Origin of the sequence: Desulfobacter vibrioformis DSM 8776, assembly GCF_000745975.1 — a bacterium.
Classification (GTDB): Bacteria; Desulfobacterota; Desulfobacteria; order Desulfobacterales; family Desulfobacteraceae; genus Desulfobacter; species Desulfobacter vibrioformis.
The window spans coordinates 22,810-42,632 of the sequence record NZ_JQKJ01000009.1 but is presented as its reverse complement, the minus strand read 5'-3'; the positions used below and the strand labels follow the sequence as shown (position 1 = coordinate 42,632).

The 19,823-nt window shown below is 47.2% G+C and carries 25 protein-coding genes and 1 tRNA gene; 12 read left to right on the top strand and 14 right to left on the bottom strand.

Features of this window, described 5'->3' with window-relative positions:
* Positions 1–7: 7 nt before the first annotated feature.
* Positions 8–676 carry an ABC transporter ATP-binding protein gene (locus Q366_RS06940; RefSeq protein ID WP_035237571.1) on the top strand — a complete coding sequence of 223 codons (669 nt, stop codon included), beginning with the start codon at positions 8–10 and terminating at the stop codon, positions 674–676.
* Positions 666–1,850 (top strand): ABC transporter permease, encoded by a 1,185-nt coding sequence (locus Q366_RS06935; RefSeq protein WP_035237569.1) that lies wholly within the window; start codon positions 666–668, stop codon positions 1,848–1,850. Before Q366_RS06940 ends, Q366_RS06935 begins: the two co-directional genes overlap by 11 nt.
* Positions 1,851–1,897: 47 nt before the next feature.
* Here Q366_RS06935 and Q366_RS06930 read toward each other — a convergent pair whose 3' ends face one another.
* Genes Q366_RS06930 through Q366_RS06920 form a run of 3 tightly spaced genes read right to left on the bottom strand, consistent with a single transcriptional unit; the run spans position 1,898 to position 5,629 of the window.
* A complete protein-coding gene (locus Q366_RS06930; protein ID WP_035237567.1) occupies positions 1,898–3,049 on the bottom strand; it encodes an alpha-hydroxy-acid oxidizing protein in 1,152 nt (383 codons plus the stop codon).
* Between the two features lie 22 nt (positions 3,050–3,071).
* On the bottom strand, positions 3,072–3,929 hold the full coding sequence (locus Q366_RS06925; RefSeq protein WP_035237565.1) for a 2-oxoacid:ferredoxin oxidoreductase subunit beta: 858 nt from the start codon (positions 3,927–3,929) through the stop codon (positions 3,072–3,074).
* Positions 3,929–5,629, bottom strand: a complete 1,701-nt coding sequence (locus Q366_RS06920) for a 2-oxoacid:acceptor oxidoreductase subunit alpha (protein ID WP_035237563.1) — start codon at positions 5,627–5,629, stop codon at positions 3,929–3,931. Before Q366_RS06920 ends, Q366_RS06925 begins: the two co-directional genes overlap by 1 nt.
* Positions 5,630–5,664: 35 nt before the next feature.
* Here Q366_RS06920 and Q366_RS06915 point away from each other — a divergent pair, with 35 nt between their 5' ends.
* Complete coding sequence (locus Q366_RS06915) at positions 5,665–5,916, top strand: hypothetical protein (RefSeq protein ID WP_035237562.1); 252 nt, start codon at positions 5,665–5,667, stop codon at positions 5,914–5,916.
* Positions 5,913–6,479, top strand: coding sequence for a flavodoxin family protein (locus Q366_RS06910; protein WP_035237560.1), 567 nt, complete (start codon positions 5,913–5,915; stop codon positions 6,477–6,479). The genes Q366_RS06915 and Q366_RS06910 overlap by 4 nt, the downstream gene beginning before the upstream one ends.
* Positions 6,480–6,494: 15 nt before the next feature.
* On the opposite strand, the gene Q366_RS06905 is transcribed toward Q366_RS06910, so the two are convergent.
* The 4 genes from Q366_RS06905 to Q366_RS06890 are packed head-to-tail and all read right to left on the bottom strand — an operon-like array spanning position 6,495 to position 9,449.
* On the bottom strand, positions 6,495–6,962 hold the full coding sequence (locus Q366_RS06905; protein WP_035237558.1) for a CYTH domain-containing protein: 468 nt from the start codon (positions 6,960–6,962) through the stop codon (positions 6,495–6,497).
* A 14-nt stretch (positions 6,963–6,976) separates the two neighbouring features.
* Positions 6,977–7,711, bottom strand: a complete 735-nt coding sequence (locus Q366_RS06900) for a ParA family protein (protein WP_035237556.1) — start codon at positions 7,709–7,711, stop codon at positions 6,977–6,979.
* Between the two features lie 14 nt (positions 7,712–7,725).
* Positions 7,726–9,291: a CHAD domain-containing protein gene (locus tag Q366_RS06895; protein WP_035237554.1), complete on the bottom strand. Its 1,566-nt coding sequence runs from the start codon at positions 9,289–9,291 to the stop codon at positions 7,726–7,728.
* Entirely contained in the window at positions 9,288–9,449 is a 162-nt protein-coding gene (locus tag Q366_RS06890; protein ID WP_035237552.1) for a ribbon-helix-helix protein, CopG family, read from the bottom strand. Before Q366_RS06890 ends, Q366_RS06895 begins: the two co-directional genes overlap by 4 nt.
* 70 nt (positions 9,450–9,519) lie before the next feature.
* Here Q366_RS06890 and Q366_RS06885 point away from each other — a divergent pair, with 70 nt between their 5' ends.
* A complete protein-coding gene (locus Q366_RS06885; RefSeq protein WP_051957886.1) occupies positions 9,520–10,476 on the top strand; it encodes a Ppx/GppA phosphatase family protein in 957 nt (318 codons plus the stop codon).
* Between the two features lie 135 nt (positions 10,477–10,611).
* On the opposite strand, the gene Q366_RS06880 is transcribed toward Q366_RS06885, so the two are convergent.
* Entirely contained in the window at positions 10,612–10,923 is a 312-nt protein-coding gene (locus Q366_RS06880) for an IscA/HesB family protein (RefSeq protein WP_035237548.1), read from the bottom strand.
* Positions 10,924–11,615: 692 nt separating this feature from the next.
* On the opposite strand from Q366_RS06880, the gene Q366_RS06875 reads away from it, so the two are divergent.
* Positions 11,616–12,017, top strand: coding sequence for a nucleoside 2-deoxyribosyltransferase (locus tag Q366_RS06875; RefSeq protein WP_035237546.1), 402 nt, complete (start codon positions 11,616–11,618; stop codon positions 12,015–12,017).
* Between the two features lie 175 nt (positions 12,018–12,192).
* On the opposite strand, the gene Q366_RS21925 is transcribed toward Q366_RS06875, so the two are convergent.
* A complete protein-coding gene (locus Q366_RS21925; protein ID WP_035237544.1) occupies positions 12,193–12,501 on the bottom strand; it encodes a DUF6122 family protein in 309 nt (102 codons plus the stop codon).
* Positions 12,502–12,531: 30 nt separating this feature from the next.
* Entirely contained in the window at positions 12,532–12,897 is a 366-nt protein-coding gene (locus Q366_RS06865) for a SpoIIAA family protein (RefSeq protein ID WP_035237542.1), read from the bottom strand.
* Positions 12,898–13,196: 299 nt separating this feature from the next.
* On the opposite strand from Q366_RS06865, the gene Q366_RS20770 reads away from it, so the two are divergent.
* The 3 genes from Q366_RS20770 (at position 13,197) to Q366_RS21255 (ending at position 14,457) form a co-directional block, all read left to right on the top strand.
* Positions 13,197–13,433, top strand: coding sequence for a hypothetical protein (locus Q366_RS20770; RefSeq protein ID WP_084691740.1), 237 nt, complete (start codon positions 13,197–13,199; stop codon positions 13,431–13,433).
* Between the two features lie 212 nt (positions 13,434–13,645).
* The gene (locus tag Q366_RS06855) at positions 13,646–13,807 is read left to right on the top strand and encodes a hypothetical protein (protein WP_245619893.1); all 162 of its coding nucleotides are present in this window, start codon (positions 13,646–13,648) and stop codon (positions 13,805–13,807) included.
* Positions 13,808–14,313: 506 nt separating this feature from the next.
* A complete protein-coding gene (locus Q366_RS21255; protein ID WP_156968132.1) occupies positions 14,314–14,457 on the top strand; it encodes a hypothetical protein in 144 nt (47 codons plus the stop codon).
* On the opposite strand, the gene Q366_RS06850 is transcribed toward Q366_RS21255, so the two are convergent.
* From Q366_RS06850 to Q366_RS06830, 3 genes are all read right to left on the bottom strand, one after another.
* Positions 14,451–15,323 carry a hypothetical protein gene (locus tag Q366_RS06850; protein ID WP_035237537.1) on the bottom strand — a complete coding sequence of 291 codons (873 nt, stop codon included), beginning with the start codon at positions 15,321–15,323 and terminating at the stop codon, positions 14,451–14,453. The two genes, Q366_RS21255 and Q366_RS06850, sit on opposite strands and share 7 nt — an antisense overlap.
* A 539-nt stretch (positions 15,324–15,862) precedes the next feature.
* Positions 15,863–16,984 (bottom strand): hemolysin family protein, encoded by a 1,122-nt coding sequence (locus Q366_RS06840; protein WP_051957877.1) that lies wholly within the window; start codon positions 16,982–16,984, stop codon positions 15,863–15,865.
* Between the two features lie 676 nt (positions 16,985–17,660).
* Positions 17,661–17,870: a hypothetical protein gene (locus tag Q366_RS06830; protein WP_035237531.1), complete on the bottom strand. Its 210-nt coding sequence runs from the start codon at positions 17,868–17,870 to the stop codon at positions 17,661–17,663.
* A 272-nt stretch (positions 17,871–18,142) separates the two neighbouring features.
* On the opposite strand from Q366_RS06830, the gene Q366_RS06825 reads away from it, so the two are divergent.
* On the top strand, positions 18,143–18,832 hold the full coding sequence (locus Q366_RS06825; RefSeq protein WP_245619900.1) for a site-specific integrase: 690 nt from the start codon (positions 18,143–18,145) through the stop codon (positions 18,830–18,832).
* A 23-nt stretch (positions 18,833–18,855) separates the two neighbouring features.
* On the opposite strand, the gene Q366_RS06820 is transcribed toward Q366_RS06825, so the two are convergent.
* Positions 18,856–18,942 (bottom strand) — tRNA-Leu (locus Q366_RS06820).
* A 70-nt stretch (positions 18,943–19,012) separates the two neighbouring features.
* Between Q366_RS06820 and Q366_RS21250 the strand changes: the two genes are divergently transcribed.
* Together Q366_RS21250 and Q366_RS06815 are read left to right on the top strand one after the other, a co-directional pair.
* A complete protein-coding gene (locus Q366_RS21250) occupies positions 19,013–19,210 on the top strand; it encodes a hypothetical protein (protein WP_156968131.1) in 198 nt (65 codons plus the stop codon).
* Between the two features lie 162 nt (positions 19,211–19,372).
* Positions 19,373–19,813: a FecR family protein gene (locus Q366_RS06815; RefSeq protein WP_035237529.1), complete on the top strand. Its 441-nt coding sequence runs from the start codon at positions 19,373–19,375 to the stop codon at positions 19,811–19,813.
* The last annotated feature ends 10 nt before the right edge of the window (positions 19,814–19,823 follow it).

Here is a 19,823-nt window from a genome sequence, read left to right as displayed (position 1 = left end):
GCAAGTCATGATTCAGCTTGAAAATATCCATAAGTCTTTTCAGATGGGGCCGGTCACGGTGGAGGTACTCAAAGGGGCCAGCCTGACCATCGGCCAGGGCCAGCTCATGGCCATCGTCGGCCAGTCCGGCTGCGGCAAATCCACCCTCATGAACATCATCGGGCTTTTGGACCAGCCCACCTCAGGGACCTATACCCTGAACGGCAAAGCTGTGGCCGCCATGAATGACAAGGATCTGTCCGAGATCCGGAACCGTCAGATCGGATTTGTGTTTCAGCAGTTCAACCTGTTGACCAAGCTGACCGCCCTCCAGAATGTCGCCCTGCCCCTGGTTTACCGGGGGGTGGGGGAAAAAGAGCGGCACCAGGCTGCCAGGGCGGTCCTTGAAAAGGTGGGGATGCTGGAGCGGGAACACCACCGGCCCACGGAACTTTCCGGGGGCCAGCAGCAGCGGGTGGCCATTGCCCGGGCCCTGGTGGGAAACCCTGCCATCATCCTGGCTGACGAGCCCACAGGCGCCCTGGACACCAGGGTCGGGCAGGAAATCATGGATCTATTTATCCGCCTGAACAGGGAAGAAGGAATTACTATTTTTGTCATTACCCATGACATGGCCATTGCCAGGCAGTGCAGCAGCTTTGTCAGAATGCACGACGGAGTGATCCATGATCATTAAACCCAATATCATTGAAGCGGTCAACAGCCTGGTCTCGGCCAAGCAGCGGTCCATCCTGGCATTGATCGGCATTGTGGTGGGGATCGGATCTGTCATTGCCATGGTTTCCGTGGGCTCCATCGTCCAGAAGGAGGCCCTGCGGCAGTTCATGGAGATGGGCACAGATGTGATCACCATTTCAGAGGAGTTTTCCGCCGACAATTCAAAAAAAAACAAAAAACTGAATATTCAAACGGCCATGGCCATCCCTGGCCATTGCCCATCCATCAGGGTTGCTTCACCCTATGCGTCTACCTATGCCCAGTTTAAATTCAAGGGGAAAAAGGATAATATCCCAGCCCTGGGCGTGACGCCCTCCTTTTTAACCATCAACAAGCTGAATATTGATTCGGGCCGATTTATCCATGAACTGGACCGGCACATGTTTTACTGCGTCATCGGACAGAAGGTCGCGGATAAACTGGCTGCCCAGGGGGTGTATGATCCTGTGGGGACCCGGATTTTTTTTAAAGAAAAGCAGATGACCATCATCGGAAAAATCAGGGAAGCGCCCATGGGCGGAATGCGTCCCTATGAAATTAACGAGGGGATCATGCTTCCCCTTTCCACCCTGCAGCGCCTGGACAGGGAAGCTGCCATCCGAAATATCATTGCCCGGTCCAGGGACAATGCGGCCCGGGATCAGATCGAATCCGAGGTGAACGCCTATCTGTCCCAGCAGAACTTGAATGGCATGAAAGTGAGAACCGCCGAGGAACTGATCGCCCAGATGCAGAAGCAGATGAAGCTGTTCACCCTGCTTCTGGGGACCATCGGGTCCATCTCCCTTGTGGTCGGCGGCATCGGGGTCATGAACGTCATGCTGGTCTCGGTGGCAGAGCGGACCAAGGAGATCGGCATCCGCCGGGCACTGGGTGCCAGGGAAGGGGATATCCTCTTCCAGTTCCTGGTGGAGTCTGTCCTGCTCTGCATCGTTGGGGGCTTCATGGGGATCGCCATCGGCGTTGGGGCCTCGTGGATCATCTCCTACTATGCCAAATGGCAGTTTGCCGTGTCCTACAACTCCATTGGCCTGGGGGTTGCCGTGGCCGTGGCCGTAGGCGTCTTTTTCGGCATTTATCCGGCCAGGCAGGCAGCCAGGCTCAGCCCCATCCTGGCCCTTCGTTCGGATTAATTAATACGATTACCGTCCAAAGGGCCTGAAATAAATGGTAATTTTGATCAGTACAGTATGGATGAATCAATATCGGAGATGGTGCTGACCCCGGTCATGAACATGGCTTTTTTCAATATTTTTTGAATATGTTCCATGTGTATTCTGACGCCCAGGGAACCTGCACCCACGGCCGCCCGGATCACATCCCTGCCAAGAAGAACAAAGTCCGCACCCAGTGCCAGCATCTTGAGCACGTCATAGCCGGTCCTGACCCCACCGTCTGCAGTGATGATGATCCGGCCTTTCAGGTGTTTGGCAATATCCGGCAGCACTTCTGCCGTCCCGGGCGTTGCATCAAGGACCCGGCCGCCGTGATTTGAGACACTGACCACCTTGACCCCGGCATCCGCACAGCTCAGGGCATCCTCCACCGTCATAATTCCTTTGGCAATAAAGGGTAAAGAAGTGGCCTGGACCAGCTCTTTGATATCCTTTACGCTTTTGCGGAATACCGGCTGGTTATGCAGGGCCATAATGGTGGACCCGCATCCGTCAAGATCCACACCAACCGCAGGACATCCCAGCTCTTCGGCCGTGTGGATGAGCTGTTTGAGCACATCCTGGGACCTGGGTTTAAAGATGGGAACGGCTGGCACACCTTCTTTTTTTATGGCCCGAAGCGCCGGGTTATCATCGGGGGTATAAAAAAACGTATCTCCCCGCCAGCCCATGGTGCCGGCCTCTTTACAGCCCCGGATCACGGCCCTGCAGAAATCTTCTTCTTTTATGGCATTGCCGTAGCGCTCGGCACCTGCCGTGGAAGCACCCATGACCGGAAAATCAAGTTTTGTGCCTAAAAATGAGCAGGCGGTATCAGGTTCGGTATGTTCTCCCACCACCCGCAATTTCAGGCGCACAGCCTCAAGGGCCGCAACATTTGCCCGGAAGGAAAAGCCTGCACCGGCACCTCCGAATCCAATGGGTTTGCCATAGGCCTCTTTCTGGCAGATTTTATCAAAGTTGCCGTCACAGGCGGGGTAGGCCGCACAAAATCCTTTGAGGTTTTTCCTTGCCCTGTCCCGGACCGCTTCAAGGGTTTGGGGAACTATTTCCTGATCAAGAATAACGCGATTGTCAGCCCCGCAAAAGCTGCACTGCCCAGGCAGTTCTTCCTGGTCCATGGTCGTAGAACACATGGTGCATTGCCAGATAGTCATATAAATGATGTCTCCTGTTTTACTATAGGTTTTGTAAAAGCACGTCTGTTAAAAGTTTGCTGTCATAATTATGTGAGGCAAGGGCGTTGGCCTTAAGATTGGGAACCCGTTCGTGGAATGGTGTGCCGGCCGCCTCATACAACACGCCTAAAGGAAGGCTTTTTTCCCACTCCTGGGCCAGATTAAACGCCTTTGCAAGATCCCGGGGGTCATGATCCGTATCTGCCAGTTTGTAAGCCCGCTCCTTATACCAGCTTAAGGTGTTTATTTTATTAAAGGACACACAGGGCTGTAAAATGTCCACCAAAGCAAAGCCTTTGTAGTTCATGGCTTTGACGATCAGTTCCGTTAAATGCCCGGACTCTGCCGACAGCCCCCGTGCCACAAATCCGGCCCCGGCAGCCAGCGCAATGACCAGGGCGGAAAATTGAGATGAGGGGGTACCGCTGTTCTGCAGTTTTGTGACCATCCCCAGGCTTGACGTGGGAGATGCCTGGCCCTTGGTCAGCCCGTAAATCTGGTTATTGTGCACCAGAAGCGTCATATCGATATTTCGCCTGATTGCCGCAAGAAAGTGATTGCCGCCTTCGCCATAGCAGTCGCCATCCCCGCAGTTTACGACAACCGTAAGATCGTTATTGGCAATCTTTGTCCCGGTTGCAAGGGGAAGCGCTCTGCCGTGAAGCCCATGGAACATATTGCATTTGAGAAAATGCGGTGTTTTTCCGGCCTGGCCGATACCTGAAATCAGTGTGAGCTTTTCAGGCGGAATCTGCTGTTGGGCAAAGGCATTTTTCATAGCGGCAAGGATCTGGAAATTACCGCATCCCGGGCACCATTTATTTTCATAATTGCAGTTAAACTCTTTTGAGGTAATCATTATTTCACAAGCTCCTTTGCCTTTTGAACAATATAATCCGGGAAAAAAGGTCTGCCGTCATATTTGAGGATGGTGTCAAAAGAGACGATGCCGGCTTCCTGGGCAAGCAGGCGTCCCAACTGGCTGGATTCATTTTGCTCCACCATGATCAGCTGCTTATTATCCAGCACCTTCCCAATCGCTTTACGGTCCATGGGCCACAGGTCTTTGAACAGGACAGCCCCGATCTCCATGCTTTGGTCCCCCAGCCGCTCAACAGCTTCCAGAATATTTCCCCGTGTTGATCCCCATCCCACGAGCAACACCCGGGCCGTTGGGTTCACCAGAAGCGGCGGGTCCATCTCTTTGATCATGGCAGGCAGCTTTGCAGCCCGCTTTTGGGTCATGGCAATTTTGTTTGCGGCATTTTCACTGATGTGTCCTTCGGGGTCATGTTCATTACCTGTGACCCGGACAAGTCCCGGGCCCGAACAGGGCAGTCTTTGTGGAGAGACACCGTCTTGTGCCAGGGCATACCGCAAATAGGGGGTGTCGTCATTTCCAGAGTTGTTTTGTTCATAAAAGCGTTCAATGTCAGGTGCCACCGTGAGACTGTTTTTTTCCGTCACCCTGGAGTTGGCCAGAAACTGGTCAAGAAGCACAATGGCCGGGACCTGGTACTTTTCTGCCAGGTGAAAGGCCCGCTTCATGGTCTCATAGGTCTCAACAGGGGTTCCCGGTGCAAAAACAAACCGGGGGAATTCATCCTGGGAGGCATGGATAGAAAAAAGCAGATCTGCCTGGCCGGTCCTGGTGGGCAGCCCTGTGGCAGGCCCCGGACGCTGGGCATTGACGATCACCAGCGGCGTTTCCGTCATCGCTGCAAGCCCTAACCCTTCTGTCATGAGACAAAAGCCGCCGCCCGAGGTTGCGGTCATGGCGCGGACACCGGCAAAGGAGGCGCCAATGGCCATCATAACAGCGGCAATCTCATCTTCTGCCTGTTCAACAACAACGCAAAGTTTTTCAGTATAGGGAATCACATTGGAGATCACACCTGTGGCCGGGCTCATGGGGTAAAAAGGGAAAAACCGGCAGTCTGCGGCCAGTGCGCCTAAGGCTGCGGCCTGGGCCCCGCTGAGAACAATATTGTGGCTCTTTTTCGCCTCCCATGTAAACCCGGTGTTCCGGCTTAAGTCTTTGGCTGCATCAAAGCCTTTTTTTGCCGCTGCTACATTCAGGGTCGCGATTTTCTCGCCCTTGGCGGCAAACCGATTTTTTAAAACATCGGCCAGCAGAGTGAAGGGTGTGCCGAGAATGGCCAGCACCGCACCGGCGGCCACTGTATTGGCTGTAATTTTATTGCCGGCCTCTTCTGCCAATTTTTTCAAAGGGATTTCAAAGCGTGTCTTATTTCTTGTCCCGGGTTTCTCTGCGTTGACAATGGCAATGCCGCCGGATCGCAACTCTTCTTTATGCAAATCATAGGCGTTCTCGTTAATGCAGACAAGGATATCAAGCCTGTTGCCGGGAGCGGCAAGTTCCTTGTCGCTGATCCGCAGCAGGTTAAAATTGTGCCCCCCCCTGACCCTTGATTCAAAATCATCCACAGAGAAGATAAACAAACCGCTTTGGTGACACACTTCGGAGAGCAGGTCTCCAATGGTTTGAATGCCCTGCCCTGCCGCGCCTGCAATTTTTAATGTTACATCAGTTTTCATGGACGCCCCTTGTGTTATCTGTATGGCATAATAAAATGATGAACGATGACTTAATTTTCGGTATGTTGGAAGCCTTTTTACTCCTTGGTGATTTTCCCTGTACAGGAATGAGAAGGGAAAGGCTAAAAAACAATATTGCTGATTATAATAATTCTTTTAGACCTATTTTTCAAATCCTTTGTCCTGCCAAATTTTTAAGATTGGAATTGACAAGTTCTGTTATTGATCTAATTTGTGATACGAAAACAATACCGAATGTCCGTCCACAAATAAGGAGATACAAATGAAAATACTGCTGCTGCAGGGAGGCGCCAAAAAAAATGGCAACACGGCAAAGGTGCTGGAATGGGTAAAAGAGGAACTCATCCGTCTTGGCCATGATCTGGAAACCGTTTACCTGCATTCAAAAAATCTTAAAGGGTGTATGGGCTGTGCAAAATGCAAACAGACAATGGATGCCCCTGGGTGTATCCAAACGGATGATATGCCTGAAATCATGGAAAAAATGATTAAGTCCCAGGCTGTTGTCTTTTCCTCCCCCTTATATTTCTGGGGCGTGAACGCCCAGCTTAAATCCGTGATCGACCGCACTTACAGTCTGTATGCCACTGCACCTGAACATATCTCTCTTGTGGAAGGCCAGCGCCAGGGGCTTTTGATGACAGGTGCCGGGCCTTTTGACAATAATGCTGCAGAAGCATTCACCGCATTCGGCAGGATGCAGAAATACCATAAATCGGTCAATGCCGCAGAACTGTTTGTGGGGGGATGTTCAACCCCGGATCAGATGGATGATTCCGTAAAAAACCAGGCGTGTGAATTTGCCCGTAAACTCACGGGGCAAATTTAGGTTTAGCTTTGGGGCTTAATTTTCGGGAATCCCGTTTTCGGCAAGGCTTTTATTTTTATACCGGCTGTCTTCAGTCACATCCGCCCCAAACCATTGGGGCGGAACAAACGCCCTGGCCTGGGCTGGGTCACAAAATTCCACCTCGCACAGAAAAAGACCTGCCAGCGCGCCTGAAAATGCATCAATCTCGACGATAAGGCCGTTTTCAAGGGTGGCTTGGGACCGTTGTTTTTCCACCTGACGCCCCTGGGTCCACGGCCACAGATAATTAAAATCCGCTTCATTAATCCTGATTTCCGCTTCATCCCGCACAAGGCCCTGGCCCCGTTTAAAGGTCATGAGAAATGCATCGCCTTTCTGGCGAAGCCTGATCTCAACGGAATCCCGGGATTTGGAAATATAGCCCTGCCGGATACAGGTGGTGGACTGCAAGGCGATTTCCGGCATCTTTGTCAGCAGGAACTTTCGTTCTATTTCTTTCATTGTACGCTGTTTCCTTAATTTTGAACTTCCTGCCACAATTGTGAATAGGCGGCCACTGCCGCCTCTTTTTCGGCATAGGCCAGGGCCGGTGCCCTGTGGACCCCCATGCGCTCAATATGGGTGGAAAAGGGAATCCAGGTCTCCATTACCTGTTTATTCCCTGCCCGTATCTCCTCCATGATTTGAAGGTGCAGGGATTTGCTCTGCTGGACCATGGAAAAAAACGGGAAGATCTTGGATGATTTATAGCCCTGTTTTTTGAAAAAATCATACAGTTGTTCAAGGGTCCTCTGGGACAATGTGGTGGGGATCACAGGCACCACAATACGGTCTGCCACCTTGAACACATTTTCCGAAAGCAGGGAGATATTGGGGGGGCAGTCCAGAAGAACAATGTCATATTCGCCATCAACCGGCTTCAGCGCCTTGTTCAGCCGGGAGCGGCTTTTTTTCATCCGGGACAGAAAAATATCAAAATCCCTGAAACTTATGTTGGCGGGCAAAAGATCCAGATTGTGAAAATCACTTTCTCTGATGGAATCAGTGAACTTTTTGGTATCTTCAAAAAAGGTTGTATTTTTCAGTTTTTCGGACGGCTTCACACGGAAATAAAACCCTGAGGCCCCCTGGGGATCAAGGTCGCACAAAAGTGTCCGGTTGCCGCTTAATGCACTGGCATATGCCAGGTTGACCGAGGCAGCGGTTTTTCCCACACCGCCTTTGTTGGAATAACAGGCAATAAGTTTCATCAATCAATATCTCCCTATGAGTCAACCTGGGTTTTGTCTTGTTCATCGGTTTCAGGTTTCGGGTTTGCCGCAATGTGTTTTAAATCAAACAGGGCATTAAACGCACCCTGTGTATCCGGGCTGTAAAACCGGGACAGGTTTTCAATAATCATCCGGCGCTCTTCCAGCTGTTTGCGGTAAAGCATGGCTGTCAACGCCCCGATGCTTTCGGCCAGGGCCTTGGCATCGGGTCCGGTGCCCGGATAACGGTCAAGACACTCGGCCAGGGTGGCCTGCTGGACAGACTGGTCATTGAAACTTCCCAGATGCTCCTGCAGCCCTTTAAGGGTTTTCAGCAGGCTTTTGACCTGGTTGTCGTCAAATAAGGGCTGGGCCGATTCAATCAGGTAGCGCAGCTTTTTGCACTGGATGCGCAGTTCATGGATGGTCTCATCCGGGGTTTTATCGGTGATATTTCCGGCAAGCCTGCACACCTTTTTATATCGTTTCAAAACAAGGTTCGCGGCAAAAATTTTTGACGGGGCATCGGCCTGGGGGCCTTTGGGCAAGGCCTTGGGATTCTCAAATAACTTCTGAATGGATTTTATTTGTTGTTTGTAGGCCTTGGACTTAAGCATGGCCTTAACCTTTTCAAAGGCCTCATCCCGGTCCCGTTGCAGCAGTTCAAAAAGGATCCCAAGGCCCGGATGAGCCTTGGGGGGAACCAGGGCGAAATAATCGTCCCTGGATAAAAAATAAACATCCCTGTCCCGCATCAGGTTGGTATCCTGCATAATATCCCTGAAGTCCTGTTTCAACTGGTCAAGGGTTTCGGTGGCCACCACGCCTTTGAACAGGGTAAGCACGGAACGCACCTTGCGCAGGCTGACCCGCCAGTGGTGAAGAAACTCGGTGTCAATATCGTCAATCAGTCCGGGTTCGTTGCGGCGTGTTACCTGTAAAAAGGTCTGAACAATGGTACAAAGGCTTGTCCTGGCAGGGGCGTTTTCAGACAGGTGAATATCCGGTTTGGATGTGTAATCCGAAATCCTGAGCTTAAGCACTTCTGCCGGAAGCCCTGGTTTTTCCACTTTTTTCAAAATACCGCAGATCAGCGTATGGCTGTCGCTGTAACCGCGCATGGGACGGGTCCGAAGCCAGGACCAGATATTTTTTCCACGGCTCAAAGTGACCGATTCAATGCGGCAGCAGGTTTTTTGCTCATCATCCAGAAGACTTAATATATCCCGGATAATGGTCACCCTCCCTGCCGGCGTAAACGCCCGTAAAGAAGACAGATCCAGAAGCTGGTCCCTGACAGGGCCCCGGGGAAGATCCCGGGCAAATTGCCATTCAGATTCCGGTGCAGCCTGGGACGTTACCTCACCTGACCAGCAGAGCCTGAGCAGATCGGATTCAGTCTGGATTAAAAGGGCACCTGAATTGTAAACCGCCGCATCAAAGGTATCCAGAACAGTTCCCTCTTCGGGCTCACATGCATTGCCTGCCAGGGTCATATTGGCATCTTTGAGTGTGGCATTTATCTTTTTGACATGGATACCGGCCGGCAGCATAAACGTTTGCGGGGATGGAAGATTCATTGTTCTGATTTTTCCTTGTTCTTTTCAATATATTCATGGATCAATTTTTCAATAATGGCCTGAACGCTGGTCTCTTTTTCAATGGCCAGGATTTTAAGCTCCTTGAGCACTTTTTTATCAAGCCGCAGAGACGTATTCACCTTTTTGGTTTTTACCATGTTAGATCCTTGTTAATCTTTGTTTCATGCCTTGATATAATGACGTCATCAAATTAAGATGTCAACCATTATGGATTCAATGACAAAATACGCCGCCATCGACATCGGCTCCAATGCTGTCCGCCTGCTTTTAGCCATGGTATCGGAAGAAGAGTTCGGACTCCGGGTGAAAAAAATTTCCTGGATGCGCATGCCCATCCGCTTGGGTGAAGACGCCTTTTTACGAGGCATGATCTCGGATGAACGGGCCTGCAAACTGACAAAAACCATGGAGGGGTTTGCCAAGCTCATTGATGCATACCAGCCCGTGGCGGTCAAGGCCTGTGCCACTTCAGCCATGAGGTCCGCCGGAAACGGCCGGCAGGTATGCCGCAGAATCAGGGAACAGGCCGGTATAGACATCGAAATTATCAACGGCAGGCAGGAGGCCCGGTATCTTTTCCAGAACCGTCACAAAATAATGACCTCATCGGAAAAAGCAGCTTTATTTGTGGATGTGGGTGGCGGCAGTACGGAAATCACGTTGTTCTGTGACGGCAGGGTCCAGGCCAGCCGTTCCTTTAACCTGGGCACCATTCGTTTGCTCAACAACCGGGCCCGGCAGCAGGACTGGGATCTGATGAAATCCTGGTTGAAAAAAATTACCCGGGGACGCGAGCCTGTGGAGGCCATTGGCAGCGGCGGAAATATCAACAAGCTGTTTAAGCTGGCCAAGGGCCGTCCCGGGACATGGGTGAGCCGGAAAAAAATAAAAAAAATCCGGGATGAACTGGCTGATTATGCGCTGGAAGAACGGATGAAACGCTTTAATTTAAAACCTGACCGGGCAGACGTTATTATCCCGGGAGCACGGATCTATATTAAAGCCATGATCTGGGGACGATGCGAAAAAATCCATGTCCCCATGCAGGGGCTTGCCGACGGCATGATCCGGGTCTTGCATGACCAGAGGGTGAAGTCCATGGACGGGCAAATACATGCGTCTGCAATTGAAGCGGCACAGTATAAGGCCATAAGCCATATATGAACCGGATTACAGCTTAGGCCCGCAAATTTTATAAATTAAACGAAATGACTTGCCCTTTGGCACAATTTCTGCTCGGTTTATTTGGTCTGCGGTCCTAAGCCTCTAAGCCTGAAAAAAAAATCAAACTTTCAAACACTAACTACAGCATGTCCCGCCGCCGCATCCCGTACATCCGGCTGGCGGTTCCAGGCTGGATTCAAGGCGGAAACCCGTACCTTCAAAATCAACATCCACGGGACCTGCTTTTTCCAGCAGATCCTTATCCATGATGTATTCCACATCATCAAAGGTAAACACGGCATCTGTCTCTTTTTTCTCGTCCAAAGCCATAGCAAGGCTTGGGCCGCCGCATCCGGCGCTATTGAGAAAAATTCTGATGGGCGTAATTTCTTTGCCGTCAAAGTAAAGTTTGACCTGTTCCTGGGCCGGCTTGGTCACATTTATCATTTAAGTCTCTCCTATTTATATTTCGTTGAGAGTTGAGCCCTAATTCTGATAATCCAGGCCAACTCATAACTGTTAGAATAAACTTAATCATAAATATGCACAAAAACAATGTCATTAACCTATTTTTTTTTATGATACCCATCGACAGGAAGCATTTTACCATCTCCCCGTTTGTTGAAACCATAAAGGCAGATTACAAAATACCAGAGTGGTTAGAGTTTTTTGTAATTTTCTGGGGTGCTAATTGATTCGAAACACTCCATAAATTGGGTAATGATCTGACACTTTTTTGGGCTCACAATCCAGTTCATGGATTTCATCGAATCGGAAAACGCCAGCGTCACCTGTGAAATGAGCATTCTTTGAGTTCGTGATGATCATTCGATCGTAGGCGCAACTATCACCTGCCACGTTGGTATCCATTTTATTGATGTACTTCTCGGTGGGAGGAAAATTAAATCCTCAAGTTCATTAAAAAGAGGAGGAGACTGCCAAGTGAAAAAAATTTATTTAGCGGGACCCTTATTCAGCTGGTGCTCACCCGCTAATACTTTGATTTAGAATTAACTTATTATTTCAGGTGGTTGGAATAGATAAGTCCGTTGCTTTCACCCTCTGTTTTTCATGGAAATTCAGAGAATTCGAATGACCAAAATCATAATCAAAGTATTAGCGGGTGAGCACCATTCAGCTTGGCTGAGAGGGAATTTAACATTCTATTTGCTCAAACGATTGAGTCCAGAATGAAAGACGTTAAAGTGATCTTGCCACAAGAAAGAGCCGCCAAATTCCTGTCTTTGGAGAACGGCATGAAATTGATTTCTGAAGATTGTCTTAAGATGGTGGATGAGGCGGATATAGTGGTGGCCGTTTTAGATGGCCCCGATGCAGATTCAGGCACCAGTGTTGAACTGGGTTATGCATATGCGATAAAGACCCCGATTATTGGGGTTCGTACAGATTTCAGAATTTCAGAAGATAAAGGGTTAAACCTTATGCTGTCGAATATATGCAGTACCCTTATTATAGATACCTCTTCTGATATGGCCGGTTTGGTTGATTCAGTTATAAAGGCGATCGATGAAAATTTATAGCCGGAAATTCCCTCTATAAAAAAGCGTCGACTCAACCCGTTAATTGCCACTGATCTGCCCTAATCAGTTCTTTCCTGCAGGGCCACATCAACACTATTCTTCAACCGATTCTTGTACTCTTCTCGCAAATCAAGTAACTAAGCATTTAAATTGTAAACCTCATCCAAAGACAATCTTAATAATCCGTGAACATATGAAAAAGCAACCCAATCGACGATATTTTGATCGTTTTTGTCCTGGAAAAGAAAAAGAGCAAAAAATAAACAGAAATTGCATAGTAAGAATGTAAAGGATGGAACCCTATACCACATCTTGTCGGATCAAATATCGGGTCAGCTATTAAATGGTCTAAATCTACAAGCATCGTTGCAAGCATTATTAACCATGCCTTTTTCCAATCTTCTCTAAAAAATACCCAGGCAATCAGTCCTGGAAAAACCAAATGTAGGCTGTAGTGGGTTATCTGTTGTAAAGCACACAGCATTTTGCTGTTACCCTGCTTGTTTAATGGATTTTAACCGTTTTTCAAAAACTCAATCGCGTGGTCCTTGTCTTCTTTTGGAAACCCTCTCATTTCTACGCTTTTAAAAAGTTTACCCTCCAGATCCACAAGTTTATGAATCCATTTTTTATGCGTGACAACGGCAATCCTGCTAAAATGGGAAAGTCCAAATGCGAGAAAGAACTTAAATTTTTCTATCATTGCATCGAACTCTGCTCCACCGATACTTATCACTTCCTGATAAATTATCAGTTTTTCATTCTTCTTGATTTTTTTTCTGAAAATAGCAAGAATCGTTTTCATTTCTTCTTCTGTGATTTTGCCTTCTATTCGATAAGCAATGGCATCGTCCATGCCAATATCTATCATTTCTATCATATCGATAATCCTATTTTTAATGTTTTTTGATTGGTATTAACCTACTTTTATCATACACGATATCTGCTAAAAGCAAACACAATATTGTGTATGAAAAATCAGATTTCCAAAACCAATTCTAAAATATTCCCCCTATATTTCAGGGTTTGTTTCGGTGTGGTCATTGAAAGTTCTTCCCAGATCCTTATTTTAATAATTAGGGTTTCCCGGAATAAAAGGAAACACAATGCAAACAACAAGGGTAGCAGCTGTTTATCTTTCAAGCCTTCCTTAAGCAGCGGTGCCCGAAGGAGATAAATATGGAATTCAGCCCAGATAAAAAATATATCGTAGATTTGAATATTCTCAACACCTACAACGCAAAAGGGTGTGAAGCATGCCATCAGAAATTCAATTTAGGAGATACTGTAGTCCTGGCTTGTGGTCCGTGGACCGATGGGTGTTCCAGGCTTATCCATGAGAGGGATGCTATACTTGATCCTAAAACAGGGACCTATTTTGAACGGAAGTATTTCAGTGGGTTAGGATCAAGTTGATCTGGACATTCGCTGGTATCTTTTTTACAATTATGTTTCTGGAGACTGGTTTCCATATAACGGCCACGGGCCGTCCTTGGTCTTTGACCGTGGTTCGGCCCACAACGAAAGTTGAAAGATCTGTGCATGTTAGACAGACTTTCATATAACAACCACATTAAAAATGTATTATGAACATTAATGAGACAAATATAGGCGCATCAATCTATGCTATGAACAAAGCGATAGAGGTGCCCAATCTCATGCTCAATCTCGTTCAGCAAATCCCCAATACCGAAAGCCAGTCTCTTAGCACCGAAAACCCTGCAGTTAAGCAGGCACCGGATCTTTCAACCTTCACAGGTAAAGGTACGATTGTTGATATCATAGCCTAATTTTTATTTACAATTAACCCTGACTTAAATACAGCTTTATCGGGGCTCAGTCTTTTCGATGGCTGGGCCTTGTTACTTTTTCAAGTGCTCCCAGAGGTAGCCTTATCTGCGTCAGGAATTTCTGTGAACTGTTTCATCAATGAAACAGTTTTATAAAAGTCATCGTCCAGCACCGTCTAAATTAAATCTTTTTTTGAGTCACAGGGCAAAAAAAATCAATATTTAAAATCAGTTAAAGTAATATCATACCCATATCCGTCTCAAAAATGACCACAATATATCGGCCTAAAAAGGGGCTTAAATGAAGGATTTGGACGATGGGCGGTGGAAAAATATTATCATAGGTCCCAGGCTGATGCTGATTCTCAAAAAAAGGTTTATGTTCTATTAAATGTAATTTGCGACTGAGATGGTCACCCATATATATTGTGTTTTGAGAATTCAGGCCAGAGGTGACCAATAATAGACAAAGTAAACGCCTAAAAGCCTGCGTAGAAAAAATATCCATGTTTACTCAACCACACCACTTTGCTTCGGTTGAACTCGGCAGACAGATTTATGAAGGCGCTGTCCAAGATACGTTAGAGGCGTATCAGGCCTTTATTGGCTCATGGCTGGCGGATGTGGACAGGAGGACAATCCGCTATTGAATCGGTAACCGCCAGCGGGCCACCTCCTTGGGATTATACCCTTTTAAGAGGTGAAACTGGATGTCAAGGGTGTGATCCGGAAACATATACACCTCTTCAAATTCTCCTTCAGTCCCCGGTAAGAGTTTGTATTTCCCGGTCGAATGCAGTTTGACTCCCGTGGTTCTTCTATACCCCTCTCTTATACCGTTCTTAGGATTCCGCCACTGAAGATCGGAATAGATACGGGCAGAGGTCTCCTCATTGCCCGTATTTTTGACCCTGAACCGGAGAACGGCATAAAAGTGCCCCTTGTCCGGCCCGTTGATATAGTCATCTGTCCGTTTCAGGCTGAGCAGGGCCACCTCAAGGACGCCATACATAACAGACTGGCCCGGCGTTAAATAGTCGTCCTCGCGCCTCTCTGTTACAACCGGCTCAATCTTGGGCAATGTTTGTTTAGGCTCAGCCGACTTTTTTGCAGGTTCCGGAGGAACTGCCGATGGAGAGATCGCATGTATTCTCTGTTTTAAAGGAATAACAGACCGGGTCTTTTCACCATTCCATTTTTTTGTAAGAGCGGCGTCATTGTAGCCCCACTTACCGGTGAATGAGGAAAAATCCGGGGTAAAGGCAAATTCCAGACCTCCTTTTGCATGGGAATGTATCCATGTGCCGATCAGGGTGTTGCCCTGAAGAACACCATTGATCTTTCCGTTCTTGTAGGTGAAGGATCCGATCACCCGGTCTTTCTCCATCTGCAAAATCATCTGGTTGAAGGTGGTCATATAAACGCCTTCAACCCCGGCATTTACCGAATAAATCACTGTCCCGTACGACAGCAGTACAACCATACAGATAACGAGCAGATGTTTGATCAATTTCATATCCCTCCTGTGATTCCGCTTAGGCTGTGTTCATTTCATGTTCAACTTTTGATTCAAAATTGCCGGTCTGTTGCGAACCCGTACGCTCAAACACTTGGTGATCTCCTGAAAAGGAATGCTCATCTGCGTCTGGACATTTTTAGTAAAATTAAATGTATTGCTAAATTCAATATCCTTAAATCCGGATTTAATCAACCCAAATACATGGCAGATGCCTCGTTGGTATATCTTTATTTCGTATAGCGTTTGCCAAAAGAATTTCCGATTGAACTGTTCAAGGTTGCATATACAAAGAGAAAGCAATCATGGTATCTATCCTCGCTCAGGATCATTTCAAAACAACATTCAATAGCGCTTATCCACAATTTTGCTCCATGCAACCCAAAAACGATAAAAAATCACGATGGATTGAAAAGTCCGGCAGAGTGGCTAAACAAATCCAGCTATCATGAAAACTGGCTCCAAAACTTGCTGACATCGGCATCATTGGGAGGTTACAGGCACGTACCCCCAAATCCGTTATGGCCAGAACAATTTAATCAGCGGCCCGGCCCTTTTGGGTCCGCTGAATTTGCATGTTCGGCAACTCTTTGTTCAAAGATATCATATACAAGGCCCATGGTTTTGGCCCGTTCCATCCATTGCTTCCGTGCCAGAGCCCGCATGTCTTCAACATTGTCTGTTTCATCCATGATTTCCATACCCATAAGAGTTTCAATTAAATCTTCTAAAGTCACAAGTCCGTCCGTCCCCCCATGTTCATTAACGACTATGGCAATATGCTTACGGTCCTTAAGAAAACGTTCCAATAAAGAGGTCAACGATACCGATTCCGGAACCGGAAGTATTTCACGTTTCAGTGTCTTTAATTGACCATCTCCTCGCTTCTGAGCAGTCAGGATTAAAACATCATCTTTAAGAACAAAACCTGTTATATCGTCGATATTCGTCTTGTAAACGGGGAGGCGCGAGAAGGGCGCTTGAACCACTTGCTTCAATGAATCGATTATTTTCATGTCCTCGGGGAGCGCAGAAATTACAGTGCGCGGCGTCATGATATCGGCTACTTTTAGTGACTCGAATCGAAGTAGGTTTTGAATAATCTTTGATTCCTTGCTGCCAATTTCTCCGGTCTTTACACCGACTGATGCCATGGCGATAAATTCATCTTTGGTGAAAATGTTCAGGTCCTTTCCACGCGAAATAGACCTGGTTGTTCTTTCCGAAATCCATACAATTGGATAAAGAACCACAATCAGAGTGCTTACAAAAATTGAAATTGGTCCTGCGAGTTTGGACCAGTAGACGGCTCCTATGGTTTTAGGAACGATTTCAGAAAGAAAAAGGATCAAAAGCGTCATGACAGCCGAAAATAGGCCAAACCATGCGCTGCCAAATACGACTGTCGCTTTGGCCCCAGCGCCGATCGCGCCAACCGTATGCGCTATCGTGTTTAGCGTCAAAATGGCCGCAAGTGATCGGTCCACATTATCTTGTCTCAGCCGTTTCAAAAGCGCCGCATGCTTAGGCCGCTTTTCTTTCTGCACTTCGATATATGAAGGCGTAATGCTTAAGAGTACCGATTCCGCCACTGAACAGAGAAACGAAAAGACCAATGCCAGCAGAACATAGATAATCAACAGCAGACCATCAGCGCTCATATATTCAAAGCTTCTTTCCTGTGAGCCTTCTACGCCAAGGGCATGAGCCGAGCTAGCCAACGCCAGTAACAATACGGGGGCTGAAGTCCAGCTCAACCATTTTAATGACAATCTCATAGGAATTGTGAGTTTCCATATTGCGTGACCGAACGGGGAGCTGAGGGGCCAGGCTTTTAAACCCAAAAACTCCCCAAAAGTTTAAATTTTCCTGAACCAGGCACTTCCGAAAGGCCGCGCAGTAAGCCTGGTCCCTTTCCAGCGTTTTGTGGTGTGCCGGGCACGGCACATGTTGTTAAACATGTGCGTCAAATGTATAGAATTTCAATACATTTGGCAAGTCTTAGACCCAGCCAGATGGAGGAGAAGGGTGTGGTGGTAGTGCAACGGAGTACCGGTGACGGTGCTTCGAGAGGAAGCCGCTTTGTTGAGGCAAGGTACCACGAAAGTACGGAATGACGTACAGGAATCGGGTATAAGGCGTGCATACCGGGACGAACCTGCCACACAAGGCAAAGTCCTCTATCCATTACAGGGTATGTCCGTAAACCCGGAATTCACGTACCGAAAGACATGTGTTTACCCCAGGAGATCTCCCATGTGTGAATCTGGGGACATCATACATAATTCGGGAAATTAAGTAAGGTGTCCCCAGATTGCCAAGGACAAAGTCCGGGAATTAACCAGCCGCACGCGGGGTTACGATCATGAATTGCCATTTGTTTTTGCGGCAAATCTCTGCCACAGGCCCCTTTGCATAAAGCCCATCCAAAAGCACCATGATTTTTAGAGCTGGAAATGCCTTCTTCAAACGAGGGGCCAACCGGTAAAACGCCTTGAGTTCGCAATCCTGTTTATCATTACCGGTATCTCCCTTGGTGTAGCTCAATATTTCACTCATCAGCGGAATGGTCGGTGCTCACCCGCTAATACTTTGATTTAGAATTAACTTATTATTTCAGATGGTTGGAATAGATAAGTCCGTTGCTTTCACCCTCTGTTTTTCATGGAAATTCAGAGAATTCGAATGACCAAAATCATAATCAAAGTATTAGCGGGTGAGCACCCACAACCCCGAGAATCAATAAATTCATTGAATACCGTCTTGATGAAGGCGCATCAAACGCAACGGTCAATCGGGAATTGGCAGCCTTGAAACGCATGTTGAATCTGGGAGCACAACAGACACCACCGATTGTTGACAAGGTTCCGCATATATCAATGCTGGAAGAAAACAATGTTCGGAAGGGTTTCTTTGAGCACGATGAGTTTCTGGCACTTAAATCCTGCCTGCCTGAATATCTGAAAGGGTTTGTAACTTTTGGATATAAATCCGGCTGGAGGGTTTCTGAAATCACCGGGCTGAAATGGTCTAATGTAGATTTGGAAAAAAGGGTAGTGTGCCTGGAAATAGGCACAACTAAAAACAAAGAAGGCCGCACTATTTACCTGGATGATGAGCTTATGGGAATTTTTAATGCCCAGCGGCAACTCCAAAAGGGGGAAGAGAAGATTATCCCAAACGTTTTTCCGAATAGACCAGGGACCGGTCCGATAAAAGATTTTCGGAAGGCCTGGAAAACTGCTTGTGAAGCAGCTGGTGTCCCTGGTCGCATTTTCCATGATCTTCGAAGAACCGCTGTCAGAAACATGGTCAGATCAGGCATCCCGGAAAGAGTAGCCATGATGATTTCAGGTCATAAAACCAGAGCTGTTTTTGAGCGTTACAACATTGTCAGTGAAGATGATCTGATGGTAGCGGCCAAAAAACAGGAAGATTATCTGAAAAACCAGTTGGGCACAGTTTCGGGCACAGTGACCCAAATCCAAAATAAAAAGGCTTCCAGCTGAAACGCTGAAAGCCTTGATATTCGTGGTACCGGAGGCGAGACTTGAACTCGCAAGGGCTTGCGCCCGGAGGATTTTGAGTCCTCTGCGTCTACCAATTCCACCACTCCGGCTTAGAGTCCTTTTTCTAATGGAATTATTCCTGCTTGTCAATCCCCAAATCCACTGCCAGAAATTATAAATTTGACCAGCATACAATTGTGCGGTGCCCAGCATATCCTCCGACGATGGGCACAAAAAGTGTGCCCACCCTACCGGCTGAACTTTATTTTTACCATGAATGAACAGACCCTGGTCGTTGCCAATAACTATTTTTCCAAATCCGTAGCCGGACACCGTCAACAAAATCAGGGCTGCAAAAAAGCTGACACTCTGTCCTGAGGACGGAATCTGGCTACCCATATTCATGATTCGATAATCAAAATTGGCCCAAAGGATTATCAAGGCCTACATTTCATTAAATCTGAATTTAAAAATTGCATTTTGAAAATAACAACTGTAAAAATATTAATCAATTTTGAATTAAATCTGTATGGGGAGTTCATGAAAAATCTTATAAAGATTGCTCTGGTTGTTATGGTTGGATTTTATGCAACTGCGTTTGCTCAAGATGGAAAGGTTGCTTTTTTCAAAAAGGTTTCCGGCGATGTTTCGATCAAACGGGGAGAAACGGTCATTGCTGCTGCTGAAGGGGACTCGATTCTTAAATCAGACGTCTTAATGACAAAAGCTGACAGTTCAGCTGGAATTATATTTACGGACGGTACAACTATGGCCGTAGACCAGAATACGGAATGTAACGTTAAGGATTATATATTTGAACCTGAAGCTAATGAATATGCCTTTGACTTTTATCTTAAAAAGGGAAAAGCAATATATAATTCAGGCAGAATTGGAAAACTTGCCCCGGATAAAGTCTCTTTAGCGACACCAAATGCGATTGTCGGTACCAGGGGAACGCATTTTATCATTCAGGTAGATTAAAAAGGAAAAT

Coding starts and splice junctions, on each gene's coding strand:
- Q366_RS06920 (WP_035237563.1), bottom strand. CDS start 5,629: ATGAAAACTGATGTAACATTAAAAATTGCAGGCGCGGCAGGGCAGGGC.
- Q366_RS06825 (WP_245619900.1), top strand. CDS start 18,143: ATGTTGAATCTGGGAGCACAACAGACACCACCGATTGTTGACAAGGTT.
- Q366_RS06880 (WP_035237548.1), bottom strand. CDS start 10,923: ATGATAAATGTGACCAAGCCGGCCCAGGAACAGGTCAAACTTTACTTT.
- Q366_RS06895 (WP_035237554.1), bottom strand. CDS start 9,291: ATGAATCTTCCATCCCCGCAAACGTTTATGCTGCCGGCCGGTATCCAT.
- Q366_RS06900 (WP_035237556.1), bottom strand. CDS start 7,711: ATGAAACTTATTGCCTGTTATTCCAACAAAGGCGGTGTGGGAAAAACC.
- Q366_RS06915 (WP_035237562.1), top strand. CDS start 5,665: ATGATGAACGATGACTTAATTTTCGGTATGTTGGAAGCCTTTTTACTC.
- Q366_RS06910 (WP_035237560.1), top strand. CDS start 5,913: ATGAAAATACTGCTGCTGCAGGGAGGCGCCAAAAAAAATGGCAACACG.
- Q366_RS06815 (WP_035237529.1), top strand. CDS start 19,373: ATGAAAAATCTTATAAAGATTGCTCTGGTTGTTATGGTTGGATTTTAT.
- Q366_RS06890 (WP_035237552.1), bottom strand. CDS start 9,449: ATGGTAAAAACCAAAAAGGTGAATACGTCTCTGCGGCTTGATAAAAAA.
- Q366_RS06905 (WP_035237558.1), bottom strand. CDS start 6,962: ATGAAAGAAATAGAACGAAAGTTCCTGCTGACAAAGATGCCGGAAATC.
- Q366_RS21925 (WP_035237544.1), bottom strand. CDS start 12,501: ATGCTGTGTGCTTTACAACAGATAACCCACTACAGCCTACATTTGGTT.
- Q366_RS06865 (WP_035237542.1), bottom strand. CDS start 12,897: ATGATAGAAATGATAGATATTGGCATGGACGATGCCATTGCTTATCGA.
- Q366_RS06840 (WP_051957877.1), bottom strand. CDS start 16,984: ATGAGCGCTGATGGTCTGCTGTTGATTATCTATGTTCTGCTGGCATTG.
- Q366_RS06940 (WP_035237571.1), top strand. CDS start 8: ATGATTCAGCTTGAAAATATCCATAAGTCTTTTCAGATGGGGCCGGTC.
- Q366_RS06885 (WP_051957886.1), top strand. CDS start 9,520: ATGGATTCAATGACAAAATACGCCGCCATCGACATCGGCTCCAATGCT.
- Q366_RS06930 (WP_035237567.1), bottom strand. CDS start 3,049: ATGACTATCTGGCAATGCACCATGTGTTCTACGACCATGGACCAGGAA.
- Q366_RS06855 (WP_245619893.1), top strand. CDS start 13,646: ATGAACAAAGCGATAGAGGTGCCCAATCTCATGCTCAATCTCGTTCAG.
- Q366_RS06935 (WP_035237569.1), top strand. CDS start 666: ATGATCATTAAACCCAATATCATTGAAGCGGTCAACAGCCTGGTCTCG.
- Q366_RS06850 (WP_035237537.1), bottom strand. CDS start 15,323: ATGAAATTGATCAAACATCTGCTCGTTATCTGTATGGTTGTACTGCTG.
- Q366_RS06925 (WP_035237565.1), bottom strand. CDS start 3,929: ATGATTACCTCAAAAGAGTTTAACTGCAATTATGAAAATAAATGGTGC.
- Q366_RS20770 (WP_084691740.1), top strand. CDS start 13,197: ATGGAATTCAGCCCAGATAAAAAATATATCGTAGATTTGAATATTCTC.
- Q366_RS21255 (WP_156968132.1), top strand. CDS start 14,314: ATGTTTACTCAACCACACCACTTTGCTTCGGTTGAACTCGGCAGACAG.